This is a genomic window from Paenibacillus sp. BAC0078, assembly GCF_054483875.1.
Map to the genome: position 1 here is coordinate 102518 of NZ_JBTLRW010000003.1, position 26631 is coordinate 129148.

The window sequence follows — 26631 nt, forward strand, 5'->3', positions numbered from 1 at the left end:
TGTCACAGCCCCCAAACCCGCCTCAAACGCAGCCTCACGGCTCCCAAATGTTGACTCAAAACGCATTGTGCTCGAGTTGTGAATCCAACTAAAAGGTCAAACTGTCAATAATAGCTCCATGGCTACACGTTCCTTATCCGCAATCTCGAGCAGAAGCTCGGAAACCAGGTTCAGTTCCTGATGGTTCCCCGTTCTTCCTGTATGGTCGATCAAAGAAGACACGCTTACCCACATTGGAGCGATTTCCGTAAACAGCCAGTATGCCTGTTCTACCTTTGAGTCTCCAAACAGATCCACGCATTCTTTTAGAAAATCCCGATATAGGTTTCGAAACAAAGCGCCGCCGGTTCCCGCTCTTTCCATTAATAGCGCAGTCAAACATAGATCTTTCTCTAAATCCTTGCTTCTAGAAGGCCACTTCAAAACTTCATGGCTCATTTTTATAATGCCTTTATTCCCTATATTGCGAATAGGCGGATTCAAATAGTTTCGTGCATTCTCGGCTATGGATGATCGTATAGCGGGTATAAGCGGCGGAAGGGTACCGACCGGCTCAATCGTAAAGGAACGATTCCTGGAGCTCATCGGTCCCTTTGCGTTTCTAGCCATGGCCAAATGGGTCAAACTCGTCTTCACAAGTCCACCTTGTTGTCTTGTATCCGCCATGTAGGCGTATTCGGCATCCGCGCCATATATTACCGCATAATGTGCTGCAAAGTGCACTTTATTCGTGAAATAGTCCAAATAATAGGAGTCTAGTTTAAGCCCAACCGGAACTCCAAGTTCTATGTAGCTCCGTACATTCTGCCACGCTTTATCAACGGAAGAGCTCTCTTGCATCCTGATAGTTAAGTTGAGCTGGGATACCAGGCAAGCAGTCAGTTCGTCCGGCTTAACCCTCCCTCCTATAAAAGGAAAGTCCATCTGCTTCGAATCCCAATAAATAAATCCCAATCCTTGCCCGAGTCCGAATAACATCGGCTCCGATAGCCGAACTCCAGCAAATTGAAGCAAGTTGCCTATTGTTGTTGTCTCGCAATGTTCCCCTTGAAACGGAACGAAACCCTCAATGTTATTAGACATGTTCCTTAGTCTCCTCCATCAATTCGTTGATTATATTGGCAACAAACGCTTGCTCACTCTCGATAAGACTCATCGGATGAAGGAAAAGCGCTCTTACGTGAAGCGGCAATCGAGCTCCGCCTTGCGATTCGTACATCTGCCTTAAATTTTTCAATGTCTCTCCAAGAAAATCTAGCCGTTTCCGTAAAGCTTCAATGGCTTCTCCTTTCTTAACAAAAGTTAATGCGGCAAGCCCAAGATCGAAGCGGTTATCGCGCTCTCGTGAAGACGATAGGCTGGCAATAACTTCTTTTCTCAGCGTTGTCATCCCCATCTCCGTCATGGAGAATCGGGTCGGCATTGGTCCCTTACCCGATTTCTCGCCGGAATTCTCGTGCTCGACCAATCCTTTATCGTTTAATTTCTTCAGTCCTGCGTAAATTGAAGTCGTACCGATATTTGCCCATTCCCTATAGCCGCGCTGATCGATTAACTTATTGACCTCGTAACCCGAAGCTTGATTACATTCCGCGATAATTTGCAACAGCATAAATTCAACATTCGAAAGTTGATTCATGTTCAGACCCCTTACGTTTAATATTACACATATGTAATATAACACTAGTGAAATATAAAATCAATATAACGAAAGCGGCAGTGAAGTAACAACCGCCTGCAACTGTTTTCCTCGGGTTCTTGTTTGCAAGCTGTTGAACGAAAACACCAAAAAGGACTGCAACAGGTCACTTGCTCCTAACCTGTCATAGCCCCCAAACCCGCGTCTGACGCGGCTTCTCGGTTCTTACTCTTCTCCCGTAGCGATCGGATTCCCTTCATACGAGATCCAGTCGCTCCAGCTGCCCACGTAGAGTTTCACGTTCGAATATCCCGCTTCCGTCAACGCCAGCACGTTAGGGCAAGCCGTAACACCAGCCCCGCAGTAGACGATGATCTCCCGGTCAGCCGGAATGTCCCGAAACCGCTCCTTCTGAGCAGCCGCACCCTGAAAAACGCCGCCCGGCGATCCGTCCTCCCAATAGCGGTTGATCGCGCCGGGAATATGTCCAGCCTTGGCGTACTTCGTTGTATCCTCGCCGGTGTAACGCTGATGCACGCGCTCCAATCATTGCAGAGTTAAAAACGGAGGCACTTTCATTATCCATTAATTCTTTTCCATCCTTACATATCCTTCTATAAATAAATATCATTTTGTAGAGTATACTCCGTAGTTCTCATGATAGAGATGAGCGGATAATGAATTAAAAAGAAGGATACCTATAAATTCAGAAAGGATGGAGATTAATGAGGAGCCATTTAGAGCAGATGTATCATGGAAATCTATCTCCCGATGAAAAGGTTATACCCACCGATCCACAATACCGTCAGCTCAGCCGCAAAACATCTGAAACTATAGAGGCATGGAGGAAGCGGCACTCCGAAGAGGAGTTCAATGAGCTTGAGACGTTGCTGGAGTTGTACGGTCAAACCCATGGAATGGAGCTGGCCTCTTCTTTTACCTATGGATTTCGCCTTGGGGCAGGCATCATGGTCGAGGTCTTAACTGGAAAAGATGAGCTGGCTCACAAGCTGAGTAGCTTTCCTGATAAAGCTTAGTTATAGAGATTTCAAATAAGCATTCCAGTCGACTTGATTATGCAAGTGATATAAAAAAGCCTCCTCTGAGCTATCTGTATCTTAAACAGCAGATAGCTTAAAGAAGGGTTGGAGCACCGGATTTCTATATCTAAAAGGTAAAAGCAAAATTAGAAACCTTGATTTAGGTATTCCTGAACCTACACTAATTATCCCTACAAAAAAGGATATAAAACAATTGCTGTCGATCTGATGAAGTGCTTCTACCTATCCAGAATACCCTTTTGCACCTTCAACTAGAAAGCATCCCCCACCCTCTCCAATCCACAAACCAAAAAGCCCTCTCATGGAAGGCTCTGTACCTACTTTACGTTTCTCTAACTCTCTGTACAAGGTTGATTTCGATACACCTGTCAGTTCAGTGATCTCCTTCAACGTGCATTGCATGCTCTAATGCAGCTTAAATACTTGCTGCACTTAATTCACTGGTGTAGATGGTCTGTAAATTTAAATGAATAATCATATCATTAAAACGAATGAACATGCATGATAATTCAACCTGAATGTCCCTTTACATATCAAATGTCGCAAAACAGTAATTATGCGACATATACAACCAGTCAAAACGGGGAATATCATGCATATTCCAATTAATATTTATACAGTTATTTCACGTCTCTATCTTACAACTTTCAGAACTATTAAGGCATATTATTAAGGTCACTCACCTTGTATACGACAATGAAAGAATGGTAATCCTTAAAAACGAATTAACCCTGTATTTACTTGTATAGCATAATCAATACCTTTGGTTATTGTTGCATCTAAAGTAGTAATTTTATCTAAAAGTCGCTGTTTATCAATAGTCCTGACTTGCTCCGCCAGTATTACACATTTATCATCATCTATCGATACTTCAACATGAGTTGGTAATTTCGCTTTCCTAATTTGCTTAGTCACTGGAAGAATAGTAATGGTTGGCGAAAATTTATTTGTAATATCATTAGATACAACTACAACTGGTCTTACGCCACCTTGTTCAGAACCCACAACAGGAGATAAATCCGCAAAAAACACTTCACCTCTTTTAATTGCTAAAGTTGGCTTTGTGTTGCTACCTTCCATGATTTGATGTTTATGTGACTCAATAGGTTCCCAATGTTGCCTAGATGAACTTTTAGGAATATCTTTTCTTTGAAGATGTTCTTTGTTTTCTACCTTTCCCTTGCTCTCATGAATGCTTTGTAATAATTTATAATCTTTTCCAGATATCCATCCTGAAAGATTATCTCTTTGCTCTATCTCCCTTAAAGATTTAAAAATACTAATCTCTATGTCTTTATGATCATCAATAGGACTGACCAGCTTTGATTGAAGCAGACCTTCTCTGAATCCCTTATAAAGCTGAGGGTTGCTTTGCTCTGTCGCATCCTTGAATCCTATATTCTCAATTTTCCTTTGTATAGCTCGATCACTTAATACTACTGAAAATCTTGGCTTCTTTATCTCTCCGGCATAATCGTACTCCCAATGAGTATAACTCTTCCCAGAATCCTTATCTATTGAACCATATCTCCCACCAAGAATTAACATATAGGCGTCAGATTCTTCTATCCATCTCTTTATTATATCCTTTTGAGATTCATCCCCAGCAGTAAACAATTCCATCCCTGCTGGTATATGTCCAGCATTCAAGATCGCCTTTACAGCTACCTGTCGTTCTTCAATTAAATCTGTGAATGTTGAAGAAATAAATACTTGAAGTTTTTTTCTCATGCCGACTCCTTATACCCAAATTGGTTAATTCATAATTAGTTTCTTCTTTTAAATAAACTGCTTAAGTATTTATTTTTGTCTGAAGATTCCTTTATTTTTGAATGTATTAATTCTAAACATTGCATCTCCCATAAACGATATTTAGATTGCCTAATTACGAATCTATACAGTTCGGGAATTTCTTTGACTTTATTGAATCCAATCTTAAAATTCCCCATATTTGCTTCCTCATCGTCTTCATAATAAAGCTTCATTATACTAACGTCATCTGACATTTCATCAAAATTCGGCTTTGGAGGATATTCTACAATATTTGAATAATTATAGAGAAGGAATTTGAAAATCATATTAATTCGATACGTTTCATTTTTATAAGTATATGTAATTGCATCATTTTCGTTATTGATACCTTCAAGTCCTATCAAATTGCACTCAAGATTAATAGAAGAGTACAAGGTACTTAAAAAAAGATATAACTTTCCCTCTTCATCTGAGGCATTGATTTGCCCAAAAAAATCATCAAGTATTTCATTAAAAAGCCCGTATTCAAGAATACTACGATTAATATCAAATAATGTCTTGAAAACTATGTCTTGTTCTATACTATACGGCTTTTCTTCGAACAATTTACGTAAGACTTCTTTTTTGCCCTCGTCGTTTAACCCCTCAATACATTTGGCAGCAAAATATTCCTGAAAGGATCGATGTGAGAATTTATAACTAAATCCCTCCTCGATCAATATACAAACTGATTTGAGAAGGTCCTCTTTATAATCGTCTTCATTAAATTTTTTTTCTTCTATCTCTTTAGCATTAGAAATGTATTGCAATATTTTAGTATTGTTAAATGATATTTCATCCTCTAAATAACTAAAAAGAGAAATATAATTTAGTATTCTTTTAAATTCAGTAATAGAAAGAGTTGTAAATCTATCTCTTTTTAATCCCTTAGTTGCATCATGCTTTGAATAGAGCACATCAAAAGCCGCTTCATAAAATTCATGTTTTTTTTCAGGTATATCGGCATGTTGGTTAAAGGTCAGAAACATAATTGTTAATAACAATGGAATCGAAGCGAAAGAAGAATGAGTTTTAAATAGTGAATCTTCTAATGCTTTTATAAATTCTTGCTTAGTGGTCTCATCGTATTCAAGTTTTGTTATCATAGTTTTAGCCTGGCTTAGAGTCAAAGGAGTAATATCCATTTCTTTGAACATTACCCATTCATTAAATTCATTACTTTTTCTTGAAGAAACTATGTATTTGTTTGCTTGGTAATTATCAGTCAGGTCAATGAGTTCCCTCCTAACACTGTCTCTTTTAGAGTTTTCAATCTCGTCAAAACCATCTAAGAAAAATACGAACTTTCCCAAAAGCAATGATTTATTAAAATACTCCTGAGACAAATTAAAACCTAAATTTTTCAGAGAATTATAAATAGTATCTATTAAATTTAATTCTCTCCCGTTCATATCCTTAAGCTCTATATAGAGAGGGATTAAATCAGTCTCTAAAATAGTATTTAGAAAAGCATTTTTCATAAAAGTCGTTTTTCCAATACCACCAGTACCAGTTATTAGAATGTAATTTCCCAATCTCAGAATTTTTTTCACGCTTTCAGTTTCAATTCTTTGCTTGTTAAAAGAGAGACTCTGACTAACATAAAAATCCTTAAGAAATACTGATTCCCTATTGTATAATATAGTTTTAATTTTACTATACTTAGCATAAGCATTATTAAGATAATTTTTAAAAGCTATCCCACTCTCTAAATTTCTAGTGTCTTCTTTATCTTTAGATAATTTAAATACCCCTTTAACAATTCGCTCAATATTTCTTTCAAATAGCTCTACACCAAACTGCACTTGCTCCATACTCATCTTGAATCCTCCATTGTTTAGAATTTCCATCTCAAACTGAATCTATCTCTTATTGATCAAATTCATTTTAACGCTCTCTTAGCAGTCAGCTAGTAGTACTCATAAAAATTACTAGTAGAATGCCAAACGATATGACACAATTTAGAGTATTCCATAAATCTACAAAGATAGTTATAATGTCCTATACATATACTACCATAATACATAGTGAACAGGAGCAAGCCAATGCAATTTTTCATTGAGCATAGAGAGAAACATAATCTCATTCCATATCAACTTACGAATAAAGAGGAGTATTATAATGATCTCTCTAATATCGAAAGTAGTTGGACTGGTCGTATTGATGCCCAAATCGCTAATACTTTCATTCATGAAGCTGTTCAACTAATCGTGAATGCAATATCTGTTTATGAAATGGGCTATTTTGATTGTGCCTACTATTCCTTAAGACAGTCTATAGAATTATCAACCTCTATGGTTTACCTAATGGAATTGGGAATCGAGAAACGTGAAGAAGAATTGAAAAAGTGGAAAGCTCAAAGTACATTCCCCATGTTTAATCAGATGATAAAGTTCTTGAACACAAATGGAAATGTTTTTGCAGATATGAGAAATCAAATGGCCAGTTACTTCGTAGAGCTTCAAAGCGTAAAAGAACGACTTAACAAGATAGTCCATAAGTTAGGATTCAATACCTTCTATGTTTCACGAAATCATGCCTTAAATCAAAATAAAGACAAGACAAAATTTCATAATGAATTCACACAACTTACCGAGAAGTGTATTGGAGCTATAGCTGTACTCAGACTTGCTATTGATCCATTTCCTGTGCTACTTATGGATGAAGAAATTTATACAAGAACTGGGGATACGCTGACTGAACCATACACTGAAGAATTTGCAGAAAAATATATTGGCTTGAAGAATATCAATGCTTACAAACAAACAGAGTTCTATTCATCCTTGTATCAATCCATTATGGAAAACAAGAAGATGTTGCCTTCGGTAATTGATGTAATTAAGAACAATTTCATCGATAGAGAAATGATAGAAGAGATACTTACTCAAGCTGATCTATTGAGTTATATCGATTTTCTTGCTGTTTCTTGTTTTTTACTTTCTAACAAAATTGCACTTGTCTACGCTTACGATGGTCTCCAATTATACTTTTCCAACATCAAGTCAATTCGAAGAAAGTTTGGATTTAGTGCTCTTACATTCAAAGAGATCAAAGAATCAGAGACTCATTATAACGTTGTTTATGAAGAAGCATTCTTATCTTACGTGAAAGCAGACGGAGAAGACTTATATCTTGAACACAATGAGTCTTTTACTGAAAATGAATATACTAATCTCGTTGAAGCGCTTAAAGACTTGACCTCGTACCCTGAAGAAGCAAATTCATAATCTTTAGATATAATAATTCGAGATGGTTTCATTGTACAAATTTCCGAACACAAAAATGTATCCCTATTAGGAATGGAAAGCAACCTTATTAGTACCTCCTAATCAATATTTACTACTCGCCCTTCATCCTTACGTTTCTTGAACGATTTCACAGGATTAGAGTCAATTAGTTCTTGTTCTACACACCAATTCAGAAAAGTTCGCAAATAGACTAGTCGATTGTTATAGGTACATGGCTTAATACCCTCTTGTCCAAGATATTCAAACAGATTGTTTTTCAGATAATCCCCTGTCTCAAATGAGTTGCTATACCTCTTGAAGAAGAGCTTCACATGCTGCTCATAGTCCTTTTGTGTCTGTTCGCTGACTCCCTCTGCCTTCTTCTAAAATAGAAACTGCTTCAATGCCTCTGTCCAAGCACTGCTTTGATGTTTTTGATTTTTGTAATTCTAGCCATAATAAAAACTCCTCTCCAGAACTTGTGGTTAGACAAGCACTGAAAAGGAGTATTATCGTCTTGGTTCTGTGTGTTGTATTGTAATTCCTAGAGACACAGAACCTTAGGCTTTTAACGGAAGCTTTATTCAAGGGCTATAGTCATAAAACCCTTATAAATCAAGAATGCCGAGGACGGGGGTTGAACCCGTACAGTAGTTACCTACCGCAAGATTTCAAGTCTTGAAGTAGTCCCCTTAGCCCATTATCTACACCACGGAAAGCTCGAATACAAATCCTTAACCACGCGGGTCAAAGGCATTTTTTATTAGCTTTGCACTCTGCATTAAGAAATTTATATATGTAGCCGTTGTAGCGTAAGGTATCCAGAGCGTTACCCTCTGGAACGCCCCACACTCAACTAGTGGGCGAGGTTTAGTGTGGGGATTCGGCATATGTCAATGGGCTTTCGCCGTTCGGTCTTTTCTGTTCTTTGGAGGAAGTCGGAGGTGTGTGGACAGAGCCATCGCATAACAAATCGACTGCTGCAAACATGGCGGAACCGGTGATGCCGTAAAATGAAGCGGACGACGGCAGGGAACAGGATTTATTCCTGCTCCTCGTTGTCGGCGGCGAAATGGCACGGCAAAAATCTAGCCAGTCAAGGATTTAAAAGTAGAGATTTGGATTATTTCTGTTTTCATAGATTATAGAGCTTTTAATGCTTCCAACCTTTTTGCTCGCTCAAACGCTTTATGTAAAAATTCTTTAGCCGATAAATCCTCATAATCCCAATTCATGGCCTCTATTGCGGTCGCGCCTGAATACATGGATAATAAATCTTTGCCCGAATAGTAGTTATAGTGATGTCCACAGTCATAACAGAATCCGATTCGCAGGGAATCCACTTGCTCCAGCACATACTCTAAATTAGTAAGGTTCCGTAAATTCTCCAGCGCAACATTGACACCAAGCTGTTCAGCTTTTTCAGTGATTCTCTTGATTCTATCCAGTCCTAATAGGTTATATGGATTGTCTTCGTGGGGCAGGTGCACTACCATTGTCGGAATCTCAAATTCGGCGCAATCTGCAACACATTGCAAATAGCAGTCGGTTAAGGCTTCACCCTCCAGATTATCAAGCCAAAGGCAGTTTTCGTTTTGGATTGGCGTGTGGATATTTTCTATAAAAAGACCTGCTTCTTTTATTAATTGATAACGTTCCTTAATCGGCAATTCATAGCCAAACCAATCATAAATCACAGGAATTTACAGTTGGAATCTCCACAAAAAACAAACAGACATCTGTAAAATAATTGCAAGCCCCTCCCCGTTCAAAAAAAGGAGGTCAAAAAAGTATAGGTATCCAGTCAATAATCTTTATTTCACATCACTTTCTCCTCACTTAGAATGAATGGTGCAAGCCAATCCAACAACTATAAGGTAAATGGGGGGAAAGGTATGACAAAGAAAAAAGCGTCTTTTTTTCTGTCGTTATGTATGTCGATCATTTTGCTGGCAGCATGCAGTAACACCGTCGGCAACAGTACCGCGGGCAATGGTGCGGGGGATAAGCCCGCGAACAGTAATGAAGTGACCAGTTCCAATGAAGTAGATCCGTCTGATCCGGCATTCAGTGCTTTTAAAGAACCGGTGACGATTCATACGGTAACTTCCGAATACTCCTCGGCAAAATACCCCAAGGGCGACGATATTACCAACAACGTATGGATAAAACGGTATAAAGAAAAATTCAACATTGATGTCGTCACGGACTGGGTCAGCGATGAGTACGATACCAAGCTTAACCTGGCCATTTCTTCGAGCGATCTTCCCGATATATTCAAAGTCAACGCCTCACAGCTGCAGCAGTTGATCGAAGCCGATATGGTCATGGATCTGACAGAAGTCTTCAATAAATACGCCTCAGAGCGCTTGAAAGGCTATATGGAAGCCGATGCGGACAGCTTTGAGTCCGGCAAGAAAGACGGAAAGCTGTATGGCCTACCGCAGTTGCACTGGGGATTGATCGAGCAGCCGGATTACATTTGGATCCGTAACGATTGGAAGGAAGAGCTTGGCATCAAAGATCCGGCATCCGTTGCGGACATCAAGAACGTCGCACTTAAATTTATGGAAAAACACGGCGGTTACGGTATCGCTGTCGACCAGACGCTGGATTACCTAAACTTGCTGGCCGTTTCGTGGAATGCCCATCCGGATATGTGGATAGAGGACAGCGGCGGCAAGCTTGTCTACGGTTCTGTCCAGCCTGAAATGAAGGATGCACTCAAGGAATGGGCTGAGTGGTACAAATTAGGAATCATTGACCCGGAATTTGCGATCAAGGACTTCAATGCAATGAACGCCGATGTTGTAGCCGGAAAAGTAGGCATGCAGCCTTACTATCAGTGGTGGGGGTATAACCCCGGTGTCGATACTGTAGCGAATTTGGGCAAGGACGCGGTCTTCTATCCGTATCAACTCCCAAGCATCACCGGCAAGGAAGCCAAACAATCTATCTTCTTCGCAAACGGCAGCTATATCGTAGCCAAGAAGTCGTTCAAACACCCGGAAGCAGCCATCAAGCTCTTAAATGACTACGCTTACATCGTAGATGAAGCCGTCGGCAAAGAATCCAAAGAATTGTTATCCAGCTTGCTGGACAATGATATGGCGCATGTTGTTGGCGCTTTCCGCGTCCTCAATCCGAACTCCGATTATGAACAATTTGAGGCCGTATCGGCGGCTTTGAAATCTAACGATACCAGCGGTTTGACATCTGCGGGGATGTGGCAGAAATACAACAACAGCGTTGATTTCATAAAAAATGCTACACCGGGCGCGGCGGGCGATTACTTGCAGCAAGGATCGCCAAAGCCGGCTTACGGCCTAGCCAAGCAGGTGCTCGACAGCGGGAACTACATCAAGACCGCACTATGGGGAGCGGCTCCGGAGGCACTTGCCAGCTACGGGACAACTTTGGACGATATTCTGACCGAGGGATTCACCAAAATTATTATGGGTGCCGAGAGCATCGACTACTTCGATACGGTTGTCCAGAACTGGCAAACCGCAGGCGGAGATGCGGCCACTGAAGCCGTGAACGCAGCATACGGAAAGTAAATCGTGTATAAAAGGGGACGAGGGGTTCTCGCCCCCTTTTTATTTTTCGGATCACCTTATTTCTTGAAACGGAGGATTTGTAATGCTGAACAATTTGAAACAACAGCGCGCCTACCATCTGATGTTGCTGCCAAGCATCATCCTGGTGTTCATCTTCAGCTATATTCCTTTCTATGGCATCATCATTGCGTTCCAAAAATACAATCCTGCCCTGGGTTTCAACTCGCCTTGGGTGGGATGGGATAATTTTGCCCATGTGTTTAATCAGCCGAATTTCGTGCGGACCATCTGGAACACGCTGTACATGTCCGCTTTCAAAATCATCGGAGGTATCGTTATACCGGTCATTTTTGCCCTGCTCCTGAATGAAGTCGCACACAGCGCCATTAAACGCACGTTTCAGACGCTTGTATATATTCCGAACTTCCTGTCATGGGTAATCATGGCCGGTATTCTGCTTGACATCCTTAGCGCAGGTGGTATTATCAATAGCTTCTTGCATGTGTTCGGAATACAATCCATTCACTTTCTTGGCAGCCCTTCAATCTTCCCCTGGACCATGATTGTGAGCGATATCTGGAAAGGCTTCGGCTTCGGCACCGTAGTCTATTTGGCGGCCTTGACCAGCATCGACCCCGGACTGTACGAGGCCGCAGTGATTGACGGAGCCAAAAGATGGAAACAAACGCTGCATATTACCTTGCCGCTCTTAATGCCAACGATTGTCCTGATGTCTGTCTTATCGCTTGGCAGCGTACTTAATGCAGGATTTGACCAGATTTATAACCTGTATTCCCCTGTCGTCTATCAGACCGGCGATATTATCGATACCTACGTTTACCGCCTTGGGATTCAACAGGCGCAGTATTCGGTCAGCGCTGCTGTCGGATTGTTCAAATCCGTTATCTCCTGCATTCTTGTAGGAGTGTCATATATCTTGGCCTACAAAGTAGCCAACTACCGAATTTTTTAAGGAGGCCTTGTTATGATTCAAGACAAAAGCATGGGAAGACGCCTGTTCCATGTCTTAAACTACACCATACTGATCCTGACTTCTTTGCTCTGCATTCTGCCGTTTATCAACCTTCTGGCCGTATCCTTCAGCAGCAGTGCTGCCGTATCAGCCGGGGATGTGGCGTTCTGGCCGGTTGATTTTACAACCAAAGCCTATGAATTTGCCCTGACCGGGGGGAAGTTTTTCACTGCTCTGTGGATATCCGTACAACGGGTTGTACTTGGAGCGGTAATCAACCTTGCTTTAATGGTGCTTACAGCCTATCCGCTTTCCAAGTCGAAGCTAAAGCTGGCTGGGCGTAATCTATACATGGGATTTTTTGTTGTGACTATGCTTTTTAATGGCGGGTTGATTCCAACCTACCTCGTCGTAGTCAAAGCGGGGCTCATTGATTCGATCTGGGCGCTGCTCCTTCCCGGAGCTTTGCCTGTATTCAGCATGGTCATTCTCATGAACTTCATTCGCGGTTTACCGGAGGAGATTGAGGAGTCGGCGATTATCGACGGTGCGGGCCCATGGCAAATTCTGACCCGTATTCTGCTCCCCCTCCTGAAACCTGCGCTTGCAACGGTGGGTCTGTTCAGTATTGTCGGCCATTGGAACTCGTGGTTCGACGGCATAATATATATGAACAACCCTGATAACTATCCGCTGCAAAGCTATTTACAGACGTTACTACAGAGCTTTGAACAGATCATGCTCAAGTCAGGCACCGACTACACCCAGCTGCTGTCCATGATGAATGCCAGAACCGGACGTGCCGCCCAGATGTTCCTGGGTGCCATACCAATACTAGCGGTCTACCCATTCTTGCAAAAGTACTTTACCAAAGGCCTGGTGCTCGGCAGTGTCAAAGGGTGAAATATGATTGTTACCGTAGAGCAGCCCCTCCCCATGATTGGAGAAGGGCTGCTCTGTCTTTTGGGTCATTGGAGTTGGCTGGTTATGCCGGGCAGCCGAATGATAAATGTCGTGCCTTCATTTAGCCCGCTCTGCACCTCTATCCCGTAGGACTCGCCAAAATGAAGCTTGATACGACGCTGTACATTATACAGACCAATCCCCCTTGTCCCACCTTCCGGTTCCTTCGTCCAGCTGTCCACCAAACTCTGAATGACCTCCTTCTCCATTCCGATGCCGTTGTCATAAACTTCGATGGCAATGTCAGTGCCTTTGGAGTATATCCGTATGGTAATCACGCCGTCCTCTTCAAGCTCGGCAAACCCATGAAAGATTGCATTTTCGATCAGCGGCTGCAAAATCATTTTGGGAACCCGGTAACCCAGCAGCTTGTCTTCAATCTCATATCTCATATGAATGCAATCATAGTACCTGACATTCTGGATCGTGATGTAGTTTGATACATTTTCCAATTCCTCACGGATTGTTACCAGGGAGCCGTCGAATCTTGTAGCATATCGGAGCATCGAAATTAACGCTTCCGTCATGTCAACGATCTTGTCCACCTTTTGCATGGAAGCAATCCATTTAACAGAACCGAGGGTATTGTATAAAAAATGAGGGTTGATCTGGGAATGCAGCGCCCGTATTTCGGCTGCGCCTTTCTCGATTTCCTCCTGCTGGACCCTTTCGACCAGCCGCTTCAACTCATACGACATCTTATTGAAACGGTTGGATAAATGCCCGAACTCGTCCCGGGAGCCGATATGCTCTACTTTTTCGAACTGTCCCTTTTCGACCAGAACGATATTGTTCATGAGCTTCTTTATAGGACGAGTAATGACATTGGACAGAAAAACCGAGATGATCGCAGCAAATAGGGACATTACAATCGCCAGCGTAACCAGATTGCGGCCCAATATTTCGCCCTCACCGGTCAATTCATCCATCGGCATGTACAGGTAGGTTGTCCATTCCTTTTGGCTAAGCGGGCTGGTCACCACGATGTTCGCCGATTCGTCCGGACGGACGTTGTCCCGAAACAGTGTGCCTATCAAACGATCATCCACGTTGTATACAATTTTGTCGTCACTGTCAACGATCATAAATCTCGAACGCAGCGCTTCCTGCAGGTTTCTGTTCACGATCTCGATAAATTTGATGTCAATACTGACTACGATAACTCCTAAGAGCCGGCCGGTTGTCGCGTCATATATTTTTCTGGCGTGCGAAACCGTCAGTGTTTTATTATCTAGCTGCTTGTCGATCCGGGTTGTTAGCGTAATGGTTCTATCATTCTTATGCATAAATTTTTTGAACCACAGCTCGTTATCCACTTTATAATCGTGGTTAATAGGGTGATTGGGGCTGACGAACAAATCGGCTCCTTGGTTTAAATTATACAGGTAAATAGAGAATACGCGGTCTTTCATCATGATATAGTTCATTAAAGTATTGTAGGCCGCATTCTCATTTTGCTCACCTCCGTCGCGAAGAAAATCTTGGATTGGATAACTTCCCTCCAGCGTTGCCGATAAGCTGCTGCTTAGTCCGTTGCTGGCAAGCAGCGATATTTTTTCAATTTCCTTCAGAAATTCGTCGATGCGTATATTGGTTTGCTTGGCCAGATCCTCCATCAGTTTTCTGTAGTTGTGCTCTAACAACCGTTCAGTAGAGTGATAAGAATTGAAAGTCATCACAATAACCGGGAGTATAATCACTGTCAGGCAAATAACCATGATCTTCGTCTTTATGCGAACGGGCTGCCATCTCCGCATTGTGCACCTCTATTCCTTGAGTCAACTCGAAGTTTGGCTTTACTCTCGATACTCCTCGGGGGTGACGCCTACGATCTTTTTAAATATTTGGCTGAAATAGGTGTAATTATGGTACCCTACCCTATCAGCAATTTCGTACACTCTCAGCGTCCCTCCCTTTAAATAAACCTTCGCCTGTTCAATCCGGACATGGGTCAGGTAAGATATGAAATTCTCTCCTCTCTCCTGCTTGAAAATTCGGCTGAGATACGACGGATTGACGTTGATCTGATTGGCTACGCTCTGAAGTGAAATATCTTCGCCATAATATTTGTTAATAATATCAACCGCGAGCTCGGTATAGGTGCTTTCACGTTTGAAGCGGGCATCGGCATCAAAGCAATAAGCAATGTATTCCAGCATGCTCTCGTGAACATTTTCCCAGCACTCTCCCCGTAAAACGGTTTCATAAGGAGAGTGCTGGGTAGAAGAAGGGTGCGGTCTTTTGACGGCAAGTGATAATTGGGCATGCATCTTTTCCATTATTAATATATATTTCTCCCGAATGCTGTTCTCGTCAGCCCGCAGGGCTTCAAGCTCTGACCGGACCCTAACCAGAAACCGCTCCGCCTGTTTCTCATCCTTGCTTGCCCACATTGTGACAAAATCATATTCTTCCTCAAGGCTAATCCGTGATTCTATGGCTTCACGAACAGGCTCTTTGGCTGCATCTTCATAAAACAACACATTGTGTGTGCCTGTGAAGAAACGATTGCTCAGAGCAAGCTCAGCTTCCTTGTAGGCTGCTTTTAAGAACTTGAAACCCGGCACCACCGTACTTACTCCAACCGTAAGCGTAAGGTTCATGAAATCCTTTACAGAAGCCAGTATTTTACTGCACAGTCTCTCGATGTCACTGCGTACCGAACTGCTGCCAGGGAGCGTATTTACAAAAACCAGATATTCCGAAGAATTGCCAATGACGATTTCTTTGTCCCATTTGGATGGAATCACTTCTTCCATAATGTTCAGGATCGAAAATCTGAGCAGCTTCTCATCCTTCTCCACGTACTTCTTCTTCACCGCTTCAAAATGATTCACCTTCATAATCAGGACAACCAATTCGGCTGATTTTACGCGAATCTGTAGTTCATCCGCTTTAGTACCGGCAGCTTTTTCGCTTATAAAGCCGCTGATGAGGTCTTTAAAAAAGTTTTCCTTCAAATGACTTAAGCTGAGCGAGTAGTCATAGGGCATTTTGAAGAGGCCGCCCTGATGTTCAAGTTCTGCCTGCAGTTTCTGGCGAATGGAGATCAGCAGCTCAGCAAGTGAGGCGGGGGTGATCTCGCTTTTAATTAAATAATCTGTCGCGCCAAGCTTAAGGGCTTCCTTCACATAATGTAATTCATCAAAATTGCTCAAAATCACATACTTGCAGGTTTTCAGCGCGCTGGACGTTTCCCGGATGAACTGCAGTCCGTCCATAACCGGCATCTTAATATCTGTAATAATCAAATCAGGCGAAGTGGTTAGCGCGATTTCCAGCCCATCCTTCCCGTTTGCAGCCTCCCCCACAACCTGGAAGCCATACTCCTCCCAATCCATCATGCTGCGAATCCCCACCCGCATTAATAACTCATCATCTACAATCATCAGTTTATACATGATCATCCCTCGGTTGTCTCATTCTAATGCGCTTTCATACTTTCTTTTATTATATGATATATTCCCGACAAATAGATGTAAAAAGATTAAATGATCTTTGAAGCAAAGGGGGTTCATTGCAATAACAATTGGGCAGCCCCAGAAAAAAAAGCCGCCATTTAGGCGACTTCTAATGCGACTATGTTTTTGTCCTTAGACCCGAACCATTTGATGTTGATGCAAGGCATAATTATTTCTATTGACGCTAAGATCCATGTAGAAGCAAAATGTTAGAAAAGAAGTTGCCGAAGCGAAGCGGTATGTAATGAATCATATGGGTGAGAAGGTTGGAATGGAAGAAGTCAGGATTTATTGAACCAAACGGACCTGGCCATTGTTGATATAGCCGAGCAGTTAGGCTACGAAAATACCAGTTATTTCATAAAACTATTCCGCAATTTCTCCGGCAGGACTCCTGCGGAATTCCGGAAATCCATCTAATAATATAAACACGGCTGTTTTAATGACTTAATTTTTTCCCTATGGGGTGCGCTGCACCCCTTATTTGTAGTTCCAGAGAAATTAATGCTCAGTTTGAACAATCATCTCCTTTTTAATGAATACCCGTTTAATCCATGCGTACAACTGGGCAAAAACATAAACGATGGAGAAAGAGCAGGCCACAGTAGTTAGATAGACCAGCATAAGGGCAACGAAGAAAGGCAACTGGTCGATTAAGCTACCGAACAAGTGTAGAACGATGTACAGAATAAAGACATTCGCAGTAAATGCCCGATAAGCATACGTAGATAGCCATTTATAGAATGGAAGCGCGCGCGAGTTCCGGAGAATCAGATGTCTGGCCAGCATATAGATCAGGGCGATGACGACCAGGCTGTACAGGGTCATGGACGGTTTCAGATAGATGAGATTGCCAAAGCTCATATCCTCAAATCCGAAGCTGAAGAACTGGCGGTTGGTCCATATGAGCAGTAGCAGCATTACCGGGATAAGAATAAATTGAATCCGGTGAAGTATCCCGTCGAACCGTTCCTTATACACCCAAGCAATTCCGCCCAGCAGAGCATAAATAAAGTAGCTGACGAAGACGCGGTCCAGATACCGTAAGCTGGTAGCATAAACACCGTGGAATACATACGTATCATACATCCATAGCCAGGCCCCGAAGATGATGAAGCTTACGACGAGCAGCGGGATGACCCGTGACGGCTTCGCCAGGAACTTATAACAGGTATAGATCAGCACCGGCATCAATACCTGGAATTGCAGCATCATGACCGTATACCAATACTGCGGTGAAGAGTTGCCGACTACGTAGGACTCAATCAGAGTCCAGAATGATGTAGCATGACGGTTGACCTGTAGACTTGGTATGAAGATCAGGCTCGCCGAAGCCCACAGGAAGTACGGGATAACCAGTTCACTGAACTTTTCCTTGTAAAAATGGCTTGGCTTCGTATGCTGGTTCCCTCTCACCATTCCGTAGACAATCGCGAAAATAAACACAGGCGCGGTATATTTCACGAGATTGTAGATAACAGCCAGTAAGGCCAGATCCGAATTACCGTGGGCATGCTTCAGGAACATTCCCAGCACACTTTGCAGAATGGCCCCGCTGACGGCAAACACCTTGAGTATATCGCTTTCGTTAATATTAAGCTTTGGTTCAGCTATGTTCTCCATAGTACGCACATAACCGTCTGAGGATGAAGATTCAGCGCTCAAACGATAGTACTTCCTCCCTTTTTGCTATTAATAGAATATTTTCACCGCCACGGATTCTTGACCAGTCTCGGACCATGTGCTGTCCGCAGCACCACAGTGTCCGCCCGCCTGCCGATGATTTCACGCAGGACATAGGCTCCTTCCAGCAGCTCCAATTGGATATCGATCCGGACTCCGAGCTTATCCAGCTCGCGCAGCAGAATTTCGGCTTGGCTGTAGTCGATGGTTCCCTCACTGTCGATCACAAGATCGAGATCGCTGGTGTCCTTCATGGAAGGATACCCCGTAACCATCTCAAAGCCCGCACTGCCGGCCGGTCCCCAGCGCCAATCCTTCATCAGCTCTGCAACTCTATCCATGATTTTAGGGACTGGGAGCTCCTGTCTGTCAGCAGAAAAAGCCGTCCACATCCGTTGCTCTGCAATATCATAAGGTGTAATAATCCGGCCAATCCCCTGCGGGGCAAGGAGGGCAGCCTCCCGCTGATTGCGCTGTGCTCCCCGAATCCCTACGGGAATGCTTCCATCCTCAGGATGCTCCGCCCTCCGAACAACTACAAAGGGGGTGCGCCTTATCGAGGCGGCAGCCCACTCCTTGTCCTCAGCTGTGCTAATGCAGGCTGGATCGGTTACTTCAATTAGATCATGAGTGCGGATTACCATTGCCCGCGCAATACACTGCGCACCTTGAGTGTTGCGGCGCGGCCGCCCGCCAGTGCTTCCTTTGTCTGCAAGCGGAAGCTGAGATCGCGGGGAGCTCCTTTGGTTGACTCAATCGCTTCAAGAATGATCTGTTCCACGGCGGCAAGATCTCCTGCCTGAGGTTCATCTGCCGCGATACCGGACAGCAGTTTATATAGTGGTCCCAGTGTGCTGTAGCTGTTCACGTCGTAGGCCATGGCCGGAACCTTTTTACTTGCCTCCTCCACCTCTCCGATTGTCCGCTTTGTAATCCGCGCAGCGGAGGCTTTGGACATCGCCTGAATATTGATCTTATTGTCATTAAGCGCGATCAGTCGATTCGCTTGAAGCCCGTGGGAGAGGAAGGCTCCGGAGATGGCATTGCCGACAATAACGCCGATGACGGGATGACCCTGCAGTCTTGCTGTTGCATAAGCATCGCTGCTGGCTGCGAGCGCCAGGCTGATGCCGACCATTTCTTCTTTATAGCCATAGGCTTGGCTTGGCACGTCAATGACGGCGATGATCGGGCGCTTGATCTCTTTGTCTTCGTCCTGCTTGATGGCATCTCTTACGATTTGGGCAAGTGTCCAGCCCTCCAGCAAGCCGACCTCCCCTTTTCTGGCCCGCTTAAACCGGCTGCCGGGGTCAGGTACGACTGCGATCACCCGGCACAATTGTCCGTTCTTCATGACATCGGCAGCCAGCACTGAAGGAACCCTGCTGACCGGATGGGCAATCCCTGTCAACAAGGAGAACCAGTGGTAGCCTCTGCTATCCGAAGCGTCTGCCATCCCCTCTTGCGCTAATGGAACAGGCTGCGAGGCGGAAGTCTGCTGCTGGTAGAATTCCCGGTAGCGTTCAGGCGTCCATTCCGCGTCAGTGTCAAGCTCGTTCAGCAAACTAAGATAGAAATCTACTTGCTCAGTTTTGGCAGGCTTGGCCGGCGCTTCAAAAGCTGATCTGACCGCCTCGATTACCGCTTCCGTTGCGTCTTCCACTACCTCATCAATCAGACCTGTAGCCAGACGCTGGTTAGCGCCAATTGTATTCCAGATCAACGCCTTGTCGCTGGCATCAAACTCCATAACGCCGGCTTCCTGTTCGATAACCTCAGGACCGTTTAGTCCGAGGCGGGCTTTCTTGGTGGCAATGAGTGTCGTGAACAGCTCAGCCGTAATGGACATTCCTCCAAAGGCTCCGACACGTCCGGGGATAAGCCCCACTACCGGAACATGCTTCCGTAGGGCTACAATTTGTGTGCAGATTTCCGAGATCGACAGCAGTCCGTAGTTCGCTTCCTGGAGCCGGACGCCACCGGTATCGAAGATCATAACCGGATACAGGGTGTTCCCCTTATGGTTCTCTTCCAGCGCCAGCTCCAGAGCACCGGCAATTTTGGCGCCGCTGACCTCCCCGATGCCTCCACCCTGGAAGGCTCCTTCCATGGATATAACCAGAACCTTCCGCTTGCGGATTTCCCCGAGCGCCAGTACAATTCCGTCGTCGCTCTGCGGGACGATCCCCTGCGGTTCAAGGTGCGGGGATTGAATATTGTCCAGCGGGCCAAGCAGCTCACGGAATGTCCCTTGATCAAGCAGCGCTCTGGCGCGTTCACGTCCGTTCAGCTCTACAAAACTATTCTGCATAATCCAGCACCTCCAAAACTTGCGATAATCTTAATGCAACTACCCCCGGAGTGGCTCCAAAGTCATGTACTGTAACTTTTGCGCAAATCGGATAACGTGTGAAGAACCGCTTTAATACGTTGTTCCATACCTGAGCGAATCCATCGCTCCCGGTGAGTACGCTTACTGTAGTGAATTCGCCTTCCACCGGTTCCATAATAATCTCCAGATCCCCTGACCCAACAACACCGATATGCGCCGGTTTCTCAATCGGCTTCGTAGTTTTATATTGAAATTGCAGTTTCTCCATCTGCAGGAACACCTCCATATATAATTTCAATTCACAAGTAGAAACGGCTTTGTCGTCCTTTTAAAAGACGGTACCGTTGCAGCGAGAAATAGAAGGATAATTTATAGCGCGAAGCATATAAATCTTATATTTCAAGAAACAATGTAGCGGCGAGAAGATCAGCGCTGCCTCCAGGAGAAAGACGTCTCGTGCTGCAATATTCAGACAGCCGGTGAAATATCTTTCTGCCCGTTTGCGAGCTGAAGCCGCCTTCGCTGAGGAACGCGCCGGACATCCGCCTGATTGCCATCAAATCCGCCCAGCTCCCGCGGTGCAGGATGCAGGTGTCTTCCACTGTCGACATCAGAGCCAGAAGTGCCTCAATACGCGCCTCTTCTTCAGTCTTACCGCCAGCTCTGGCCCGGAATAAGGCAGGCAAGGCAGCTTCCCTTATATGGGGGAACCCCAACTGCGCTTCCTCTGCGGCACCTGTCACCTTGTATTTCCGCTTTACAGCCTGGCCGTTGGTAGGCGCAGTTGGCACATAGCGGTCTTCGAATGAGGCAAGCTGTCCGGCAGTGCTCATGATGCGGTACGGATCGCGTTCCTGAGGACAAGCTGCGCGTGCACTAGTCAGCAGACCGAGTGCCCAGATTGCCCCTTTGTGCGTATTCACACCGCCCGTGGCAGAGAGCATCTGCTTCTCTCCCTCACGGCCGATTGAAGCAATCTGCTCCCGCAAGGACTGATTCACCGGATGAAGATACGAGACATCCGCGATTCTCCGGAACGTCCCTTCTAATGCCCGGGCCGATTTGAGCATAAGTCCGATAGACATATCCGTATGGGAGCCGCCGCTCTTGGCGTCAACAAGTCCAGGCTTCGGTGTAAGCTGCGCTTCCTCCACAAGAGCCTGCACGGCCTTGACGGCCAAGCCGGCCCCGTACGCTGTACTGCCTGTGGCGGGCATAGCTTAGGACCAGGTCCGGAATTTAGCCGGTGGCTGGTACAAGCCATCCGACCAATCCACCAGATCATTAATAGTCTGTGCAGCTAGAAGCGAGCGTTTGGCTTGTCTGCGCATGATGCCGAGATCCTCCGGCAGCGCTACAATTCCTCTGCCGCGGAGTTCAGTCACATCCTTCTCGCTGCTCTCCATGCCGAGTGACGTAACTCCGGCAATAGCTGCCAGCGCCTGCTTTCTTTCCTCCATACTGTCCGTTTTGTACAGGTAGGCGATTCCTTCTTCTGTAACTACGTGAGTGACATCGTCCCCGTATATCATCACCGGCGTAGTTGCCAGGCCGGTTTGATCCCTTACCTTTATCGCATCCAGCGAATCCACAAAGACTGGCTTCTTATTGGCGCCATAGGTCTCGATCATCTGCACGACGAGCTTCTGGCCTTTGGACAGCTCAGTCGGATGCTTGATCATATCAAGCCAAGCCGGCGTTGCATGCCGGCGTCCGCGGGGATCATGTCCCATGTTCGGCGCTCCGCCGAAGCCAGATAAACGGCCTGCGGTTACGGTCGAAGAATTGCCGAGCGGGTCCATTTGCAGGGTCGAGCCGATGAACATGTCCACTGCGAACTGGCCGGCAACCTGACCCATCGCCCGGTTGGAGCGCATGGTGCCGTCTTTGCCGACAAAGAATACGTCAGGGCGGGCCGAGATGTATTTCTCCATACCCACTTCGCCGCCGAAACTGTGGATGCTCTCCACCCAGCCGGTTTCAATGGCGGGAATCAGCGTCGGATGCGGGTTAAGCACCCAATGCTTAGCAATCTTCCCTTTCAGGCCTAACTGCTCTCCGTACGTTGGCAGCAACAGCTCGATAGCCGCAGTATTGAATCCGATGCCGTGGTTAAGCGACATGACCTGATGTCTTCCATAGATACCTTTGATCGCCATCATCCCCATCAGGATTTGCAGCTCTGTAATGTTCTGCGGGTCACGGGTGAACAGGGCTTCCAGCGCATACGGCTTGTCTGCTTGGACAATAACATCCACCCAGGATGCCGGAATATCCGTTCTGGGCAACACATCTACAATTTCGTTGACCTGTACAATAACTATGCCATCCTTGAAGGCGGCAGCTTCCACAATCGTCGGCGTTTCTTCCGTATTGTAGCCGGTATACAGATTGCCTTCGCGGTCAGCTTTGTCGGCAGCCACCAGAACCACATCCGGAATCAGATCGACGAACAGACGTCCGAATAATTCTAGGTACGTATGAATGTCGCCGAGCTTCAGTGTTCCATCCTCAATCATCTGGGCAACCCGCAGGCTCTGGGAGCCGCAATAAGAGAAGTCCAGTTTCCCCGCAATGCCCTTCTCGAAAATATCCAAATGCTCCGGTCTGGAGATGCTGGACATAATCATGTGCAGATCGTGAACCTTCTCCGGATCCACTTCCAGCAGCTTTTGGGACAGGAAAGACGCTTGCTTCTGGTTATCACCCTCCAGGACTACCCTGGCGCTAGGCTCAAGCAGCGCCTCCATTAAATCGACAATTCGTGACGGATCGACGTATTTTCCATCCAGCCATTTCTGTACTTTGGTTAATTTCTCAAGCTTCTTGTCGCGTTTTTGTGACCAGGAACGCAGCACTTTATTCATTCTTCCTGCCCCTTCCATTTTCTGATTAAATACTGAGCCGCTTCGGGTCCCACCTCATCCACGGCAATCTGCCGGGTATCCGGGTGGGCTTGCTTGACAAGCCGGGAAAGCGTATTGCCTGGAGGCATTTCAACGAAGCAACCGGCTCCGGCTTCAACGCATACACTTGCCATATCCATCCACCGCACGGGATACGCCACATTTAAGGCCAGATCCTCCGCAATCTTCTCCTGGGCCCGGATCATTCTGCCGGTATGGTTGGATAAGTAAGGGATCTTGGCATCCTGCAGTGGAACCGCAGAGATTAATTCTAATAACTCCTGGGATATACTTAACATCAAGGGAGAGTGCGAAGGTATAGGGACCTTCAACAGTATGGTTTTGGCCGCTCCCAGTTCTTTGGCATGCTTAAAGGCAAGGCTTATTCCTGCCAAAGAGCCTGAAACAGCGATCTGCTGATCCGCATTCATATTGGAGAGGTACACAGGCGCCTCCAGGGTATGAGAACGAGCGACAGCTTGCCCGACTTCATCTTTCGTAAGTCCGATAATCACTCCCATCCCATAGCCCCGGGTATAAGCCGTCTCCATCAGATTGGCCCGCCGCCATACGATCCGCAGCGCATCCTCGAACGAGAGAACGCCGGCAATTACCGCTGCGGGAAAAGCTCCAATCGAATGGCCCGCCACGAATTGCGGGGTGATGCCCCGTTCAATCAGGCAGCGCGCCGCGGCGACTTCCTTAACGAACAGCGCCGTCTGAATCCAGACGGTTGAATCCAGCGCCTCTGTATCATCACGGGGCTCAGTCCCTAGGACACTTGTTGCCTTTTTCACATACTCGGGTATGTCTTGCAGCATACCGGGAACCTGTGACCCCTGACCCGGGAACATAAATACAATATTCAGAATCACACCACCTTTAGCCTTGTGCGGATTCGAGCTCTTTACTTTACCAATTGTATAGAGCAGTCAAAACCCTGTAAAATACATAGATACATATATTATTGATAACCCCCGGGTTATATATAAAGGAGCCAAGTTCCGATGGAGTTTCTGCAGCTCAAGTATTTCCAACTCACCGCAAAGTATCAGAATGTGACCAAGGCCGCGGACGAACTGTTTATTTCCCAGCCGGCGCTCAGCAAAATGATCCGAAATCTGGAGACAGAATTGGGTGTCCAACTATTTGACCGCGAGGGGAAGCATATTGTGCTGAACTCATACGGAAAGAAGTTTCTCAAGAGGGTGGATCAGGCGATGTATGCCCTGGAGCAGGGCCTAACCGAGGTCAAGGAAATGAAGCAAGAGAAGATCGAGATCGTTACACTCTATATTGCTGTAGGTTCCATGCTGCTGCCGAATATCGTCCGGCAATTCCGTGACCGCTATCCGCATATCCGGTTTAACCTGACCCAGCACCCGGCCCAGATTAAGAAGGGAATGGCTTATGACTTCGCGATCACATCCGAAAAAATCGAAGGAAACGAGCAAATCGTTCTGTTAGAGGAAGAAATTCTGCTCGGCGTTCCCGCCTCCCATCCGCTTAGTTCACTTAATACTGTAGCCTTAAAAGACCTTGAACATGAAAAATTCATCAGCCTCACAACCGGAAACGCGCTGCGGAGAACCACAGACCGTTTCTTCTCGCACATCCCGTATGATCCGGATATCGTATTTGAAAGCGATGATCCGGCTACAGTAAGAGGATTAATCCAATCCGGCCTCGGCATCTCTTTTATTCCTTCCGTACTGTGGAGCAGGGTAGTAACGGATGATATCAAACTTATCCCTATAAACGAACCTCTTTGCATGCGTACTATCTATTTGTCTTGGTCAACCGAGAAGAAGTTTACGGATACGGAGAAGTCGTTTTTCGAATTCATTCTGCAATTATTTAGGGATATTAGTTCTTCGGGGCATCAGTAAACTAAAAGAGATGACCCAAAATGGAAACAGAGGTCATCTACTTGCCTTACAAAAGAATAAGTACAACCGCCAGAGAAATTCACTCTGGCGGTTCAAGCCCCATACGTCCGTGCAGGAAAAGCGACGGAAAGCGCGGCCTCTATGCACAGCGGACACAAATGACGCTAAAGGCTATAGCGTAGAATAGTAGAGAAGATTGAGGCAGTTATACACGATATGCACCACGACTCCTGGCCAGATGGAGCCTGTCTTACGGAAAAGTATACCCACCAGGATGCCGACCATGAATGCGTCTAACAGGATGACGGTGAATCCATGAACAACGCCGAAGATCGCAGCGCTACCGACTACGCCAGCCCATGCTCCGTAACGGTTCAACGCATTGGCAATCACGCCACGGAATACAAACTCCTCACTAAGCGGCGTGAGGATGGCGCCAGTGATAATCAGAACGAAGAGCGAGAGCGGGCCGCCTTGCGCCGCCGTCTGGAAGTCCGCTTGGGTGTTCAGCTCGGTGATAAAGTGAAAATATACCCCTTCTATAACGAAACATCCCCCGAACGCGACAACACCGAGGGCGGCTCCGACAAGCAGCCATTTCCGTTCGGTCATCCGGAAACCGAAAGCACGTAAATTGCGAACCCGCAGGGCGTAGGCTGCGAACAAAGCCATAAGGCCAACAAGACCATTGCCTACACCCCCGATGTTAATTCGCAAGATGGCTTGCTCATCAGGAATTTGCATCATCCAAAGACCGAGGATAACAATGCCGATCAGATAGAGGAACAGTGCAGTTAGCATCTCTGGCCAGCCAGGCCGGGCTTGGGGCATATCGGACGTGGAAGGGCTACTCATTTCCAGCCTCCGATAGCGTTGGTCGCAACGTTCTCAATTGTTGCGGCCAGTTCTTGTCGCTTGAGAGTGTACAACACACAGGTGCGCTCCGCATGAATTCGCGGCTAATCCCGGTCTTCCTCTCGAATGCTAGTTGGCACCAGTTTTTACTCATGCTAAAAACCTCCAGTTTAGTAAATTGAATGTCAAAAACAAAAAACCATTTCACCTTATCTCTTTGCCCTTCCGCTCTCTGTTTTCATCTGTCTTTCCATACTAATCATTTGATTACGTAATTTATCATCCCGAATA

General features: G+C 45.5%; 22 protein-coding genes, 1 tRNA gene and 2 pseudogenes. 7 read left to right on the forward strand and 18 right to left on the reverse strand.

Going from position 1 to position 26631, the window contains the following annotated elements:
- Positions 1-96: 96 nt before the first annotated feature.
- The 3 genes and pseudogenes from ACX1DY_RS07140 to ACX1DY_RS07150 all read right to left on the reverse strand — a co-directional run.
- A complete protein-coding gene (locus ACX1DY_RS07140) occupies positions 97-1083 on the reverse strand; it encodes a BtrH N-terminal domain-containing protein (RefSeq protein WP_458963507.1) in 987 nt (328 codons plus the stop codon).
- Complete coding sequence (locus tag ACX1DY_RS07145; protein ID WP_458963508.1) at positions 1076-1639, reverse strand: PadR family transcriptional regulator; 564 nt, start codon at positions 1637-1639, stop codon at positions 1076-1078. Before ACX1DY_RS07145 ends, ACX1DY_RS07140 begins: the two co-directional genes overlap by 8 nt.
- A 225-nt stretch (positions 1640-1864) precedes the next feature.
- Positions 1865-2179: pseudogene (locus ACX1DY_RS07150) on the reverse strand (sulfurtransferase); the annotation flags it as partial.
- 185 nt (positions 2180-2364) lie between these two features.
- Between ACX1DY_RS07150 and ACX1DY_RS07155 the strand changes: the two are divergent.
- Positions 2365-2676: a DUF6809 family protein gene (locus ACX1DY_RS07155; protein WP_458963509.1), complete on the forward strand. Its 312-nt coding sequence runs from the start codon at positions 2365-2367 to the stop codon at positions 2674-2676.
- Between the two features lie 738 nt (positions 2677-3414).
- Here the strand turns inward: ACX1DY_RS07155 and ACX1DY_RS07160 are convergent.
- From ACX1DY_RS07160 to ACX1DY_RS07170, 3 genes and pseudogenes are all read right to left on the reverse strand, one after another.
- Positions 3415-3780 carry a type II toxin-antitoxin system PemK/MazF family toxin gene (locus ACX1DY_RS07160; RefSeq protein WP_458963910.1) on the reverse strand — a complete coding sequence of 122 codons (366 nt, stop codon included), beginning with the start codon at positions 3778-3780 and terminating at the stop codon, positions 3415-3417.
- Positions 3781-4227: 447 nt separating this feature from the next.
- Positions 4228-4431 (reverse strand): annotated as a pseudogene (locus ACX1DY_RS07165) (DUF4062 domain-containing protein); the annotation flags it as partial.
- Between the two features lie 35 nt (positions 4432-4466).
- On the reverse strand, positions 4467-6311 hold the full coding sequence (locus ACX1DY_RS07170; RefSeq protein ID WP_458963510.1) for an NACHT domain-containing protein: 1845 nt from the start codon (positions 6309-6311) through the stop codon (positions 4467-4469).
- Between the two features lie 225 nt (positions 6312-6536).
- On the opposite strand from ACX1DY_RS07170, the gene ACX1DY_RS07175 reads away from it, so the two are divergent.
- Positions 6537-7718: a hypothetical protein gene (locus tag ACX1DY_RS07175; protein WP_458963511.1), complete on the forward strand. Its 1182-nt coding sequence runs from the start codon at positions 6537-6539 to the stop codon at positions 7716-7718.
- A 622-nt stretch (positions 7719-8340) separates the two neighbouring features.
- Here the strand turns inward: ACX1DY_RS07175 and ACX1DY_RS07180 are convergent.
- A tRNA-OTHER gene (locus ACX1DY_RS07180) sits at positions 8341-8433 on the reverse strand.
- 427 nt (positions 8434-8860) lie between these two features.
- Complete coding sequence (locus ACX1DY_RS07185; protein ID WP_458963512.1) at positions 8861-9415, reverse strand: sugar phosphate isomerase/epimerase family protein; 555 nt, start codon at positions 9413-9415, stop codon at positions 8861-8863.
- Positions 9416-9613: 198 nt separating this feature from the next.
- Between ACX1DY_RS07185 and ACX1DY_RS07190 the strand changes: the two genes are divergently transcribed.
- The 3 genes from ACX1DY_RS07190 to ACX1DY_RS07200 all read left to right on the forward strand — a co-directional run bounded on the left by ACX1DY_RS07190 (position 9614) and on the right by ACX1DY_RS07200 (position 13154).
- Complete coding sequence (locus tag ACX1DY_RS07190) at positions 9614-11278, forward strand: type 2 periplasmic-binding domain-containing protein (RefSeq protein WP_458963513.1); 1665 nt, start codon at positions 9614-9616, stop codon at positions 11276-11278.
- 82 nt (positions 11279-11360) lie between these two features.
- Positions 11361-12251, forward strand: a complete 891-nt coding sequence (locus tag ACX1DY_RS07195; protein WP_458963514.1) for an ABC transporter permease — start codon at positions 11361-11363, stop codon at positions 12249-12251.
- Between the two features lie 12 nt (positions 12252-12263).
- The gene (locus tag ACX1DY_RS07200; protein ID WP_458963515.1) at positions 12264-13154 is read left to right on the forward strand and encodes a carbohydrate ABC transporter permease; all 891 of its coding nucleotides are present in this window, start codon (positions 12264-12266) and stop codon (positions 13152-13154) included.
- 65 nt (positions 13155-13219) lie between these two features.
- Here the strand turns inward: ACX1DY_RS07200 and ACX1DY_RS07205 are convergent, their stop codons facing one another.
- Positions 13220-14971 (reverse strand): cache domain-containing sensor histidine kinase, encoded by a 1752-nt coding sequence (locus ACX1DY_RS07205; RefSeq protein ID WP_458963516.1) that lies wholly within the window; start codon positions 14969-14971, stop codon positions 13220-13222.
- 39 nt (positions 14972-15010) lie between these two features.
- The gene (locus ACX1DY_RS07210) at positions 15011-16621 is read right to left on the reverse strand and encodes a response regulator (RefSeq protein WP_458963517.1); all 1611 of its coding nucleotides are present in this window, start codon (positions 16619-16621) and stop codon (positions 15011-15013) included.
- 345 nt (positions 16622-16966) lie between these two features.
- On the opposite strand from ACX1DY_RS07210, the gene ACX1DY_RS07215 reads away from it, so the two are divergent.
- A complete protein-coding gene (locus ACX1DY_RS07215; protein ID WP_458963518.1) occupies positions 16967-17095 on the forward strand; it encodes a helix-turn-helix domain-containing protein in 129 nt (42 codons plus the stop codon).
- A gap of 81 nt (positions 17096-17176) precedes the next feature.
- Here the strand turns inward: ACX1DY_RS07215 and ACX1DY_RS07220 are convergent, their stop codons facing one another.
- From ACX1DY_RS07220 to ACX1DY_RS07250, 7 genes are all read right to left on the reverse strand, one after another.
- Positions 17177-18340 carry an acyltransferase family protein gene (locus ACX1DY_RS07220; RefSeq protein WP_458963519.1) on the reverse strand — a complete coding sequence of 388 codons (1164 nt, stop codon included), beginning with the start codon at positions 18338-18340 and terminating at the stop codon, positions 17177-17179.
- A gap of 41 nt (positions 18341-18381) precedes the next feature.
- Entirely contained in the window at positions 18382-19002 is a 621-nt protein-coding gene (locus ACX1DY_RS07225) for a malonate decarboxylase holo-ACP synthase (protein ID WP_458963520.1), read from the reverse strand.
- Positions 18996-20669, reverse strand: coding sequence for a biotin-independent malonate decarboxylase subunit beta (gene mdcD, locus ACX1DY_RS07230; RefSeq protein WP_458963521.1), 1674 nt, complete (start codon positions 20667-20669; stop codon positions 18996-18998). Before mdcD ends, ACX1DY_RS07225 begins: the two co-directional genes overlap by 7 nt.
- On the reverse strand, positions 20659-20958 hold the full coding sequence (locus tag ACX1DY_RS07235; RefSeq protein WP_458963522.1) for a malonate decarboxylase subunit delta: 300 nt from the start codon (positions 20956-20958) through the stop codon (positions 20659-20661). Before ACX1DY_RS07235 ends, mdcD begins: the two co-directional genes overlap by 11 nt.
- 124 nt (positions 20959-21082) lie before the next feature.
- On the reverse strand, positions 21083-21871 hold the full coding sequence (locus ACX1DY_RS07240; RefSeq protein WP_458963523.1) for a triphosphoribosyl-dephospho-CoA synthase: 789 nt from the start codon (positions 21869-21871) through the stop codon (positions 21083-21085).
- A gap of 39 nt (positions 21872-21910) precedes the next feature.
- A complete protein-coding gene (gene mdcA, locus ACX1DY_RS07245; protein ID WP_458963524.1) occupies positions 21911-23557 on the reverse strand; it encodes a malonate decarboxylase subunit alpha in 1647 nt (548 codons plus the stop codon).
- Entirely contained in the window at positions 23554-24417 is an 864-nt protein-coding gene (locus ACX1DY_RS07250; protein ID WP_458963525.1) for an ACP S-malonyltransferase, read from the reverse strand. The genes mdcA and ACX1DY_RS07250 overlap by 4 nt, the downstream gene beginning before the upstream one ends.
- Before the next feature lie 186 nt (positions 24418-24603).
- Between ACX1DY_RS07250 and ACX1DY_RS07255 the strand changes: the two genes are divergently transcribed.
- Entirely contained in the window at positions 24604-25485 is an 882-nt protein-coding gene (locus ACX1DY_RS07255) for a LysR family transcriptional regulator (protein ID WP_458963526.1), read from the forward strand.
- A 171-nt stretch (positions 25486-25656) separates the two neighbouring features.
- On the opposite strand, the gene ACX1DY_RS07260 is transcribed toward ACX1DY_RS07255, so the two are convergent.
- The gene (locus tag ACX1DY_RS07260) at positions 25657-26340 is read right to left on the reverse strand and encodes a CPBP family intramembrane glutamic endopeptidase (RefSeq protein WP_458963527.1); all 684 of its coding nucleotides are present in this window, start codon (positions 26338-26340) and stop codon (positions 25657-25659) included.
- Positions 26341-26631 lie beyond the last annotated feature (291 nt).

Bases quoted from the DNA above. Each gene is read 5' to 3' on its own strand.
- ACX1DY_RS07225 (WP_458963520.1), bottom strand. From the start codon at position 19,002: ATGGTAATCCGCACTCATGATCTAATTGAAGTAACCGATCCAGCCTGC.
- ACX1DY_RS07145 (WP_458963508.1), bottom strand. From the start codon at position 1,639: ATGAATCAACTTTCGAATGTTGAATTTATGCTGTTGCAAATTATCGCG.
- ACX1DY_RS07155 (WP_458963509.1), top strand. From the start codon at position 2,365: ATGAGGAGCCATTTAGAGCAGATGTATCATGGAAATCTATCTCCCGAT.
- ACX1DY_RS07175 (WP_458963511.1), top strand. From the start codon at position 6,537: ATGCAATTTTTCATTGAGCATAGAGAGAAACATAATCTCATTCCATAT.
- ACX1DY_RS07205 (WP_458963516.1), bottom strand. From the start codon at position 14,971: ATGCGGAGATGGCAGCCCGTTCGCATAAAGACGAAGATCATGGTTATT.
- ACX1DY_RS07200 (WP_458963515.1), top strand. From the start codon at position 12,264: ATGATTCAAGACAAAAGCATGGGAAGACGCCTGTTCCATGTCTTAAAC.
- ACX1DY_RS07170 (WP_458963510.1), bottom strand. From the start codon at position 6,311: ATGAGTATGGAGCAAGTGCAGTTTGGTGTAGAGCTATTTGAAAGAAAT.
- ACX1DY_RS07210 (WP_458963517.1), bottom strand. From the start codon at position 16,621: ATGATCATGTATAAACTGATGATTGTAGATGATGAGTTATTAATGCGG.
- ACX1DY_RS07190 (WP_458963513.1), top strand. From the start codon at position 9,614: ATGACAAAGAAAAAAGCGTCTTTTTTTCTGTCGTTATGTATGTCGATC.
- mdcA (WP_458963524.1), bottom strand. From the start codon at position 23,557: ATGAATAAAGTGCTGCGTTCCTGGTCACAAAAACGCGACAAGAAGCTT.
- ACX1DY_RS07160 (WP_458963910.1), bottom strand. From the start codon at position 3,780: ATGGAAGGTAGCAACACAAAGCCAACTTTAGCAATTAAAAGAGGTGAA.
- ACX1DY_RS07140 (WP_458963507.1), bottom strand. From the start codon at position 1,083: ATGTCTAATAACATTGAGGGTTTCGTTCCGTTTCAAGGGGAACATTGC.
- mdcD (WP_458963521.1), bottom strand. From the start codon at position 20,669: ATGCAGAATAGTTTTGTAGAGCTGAACGGACGTGAACGCGCCAGAGCG.
- ACX1DY_RS07250 (WP_458963525.1), bottom strand. From the start codon at position 24,417: ATGCTGCAAGACATACCCGAGTATGTGAAAAAGGCAACAAGTGTCCTA.
- ACX1DY_RS07260 (WP_458963527.1), bottom strand. From the start codon at position 26,340: ATGAGTAGCCCTTCCACGTCCGATATGCCCCAAGCCCGGCCTGGCTGG.
- ACX1DY_RS07255 (WP_458963526.1), top strand. From the start codon at position 24,604: ATGGAGTTTCTGCAGCTCAAGTATTTCCAACTCACCGCAAAGTATCAG.
- ACX1DY_RS07195 (WP_458963514.1), top strand. From the start codon at position 11,361: ATGCTGAACAATTTGAAACAACAGCGCGCCTACCATCTGATGTTGCTG.
- ACX1DY_RS07235 (WP_458963522.1), bottom strand. From the start codon at position 20,958: ATGGAGAAACTGCAATTTCAATATAAAACTACGAAGCCGATTGAGAAA.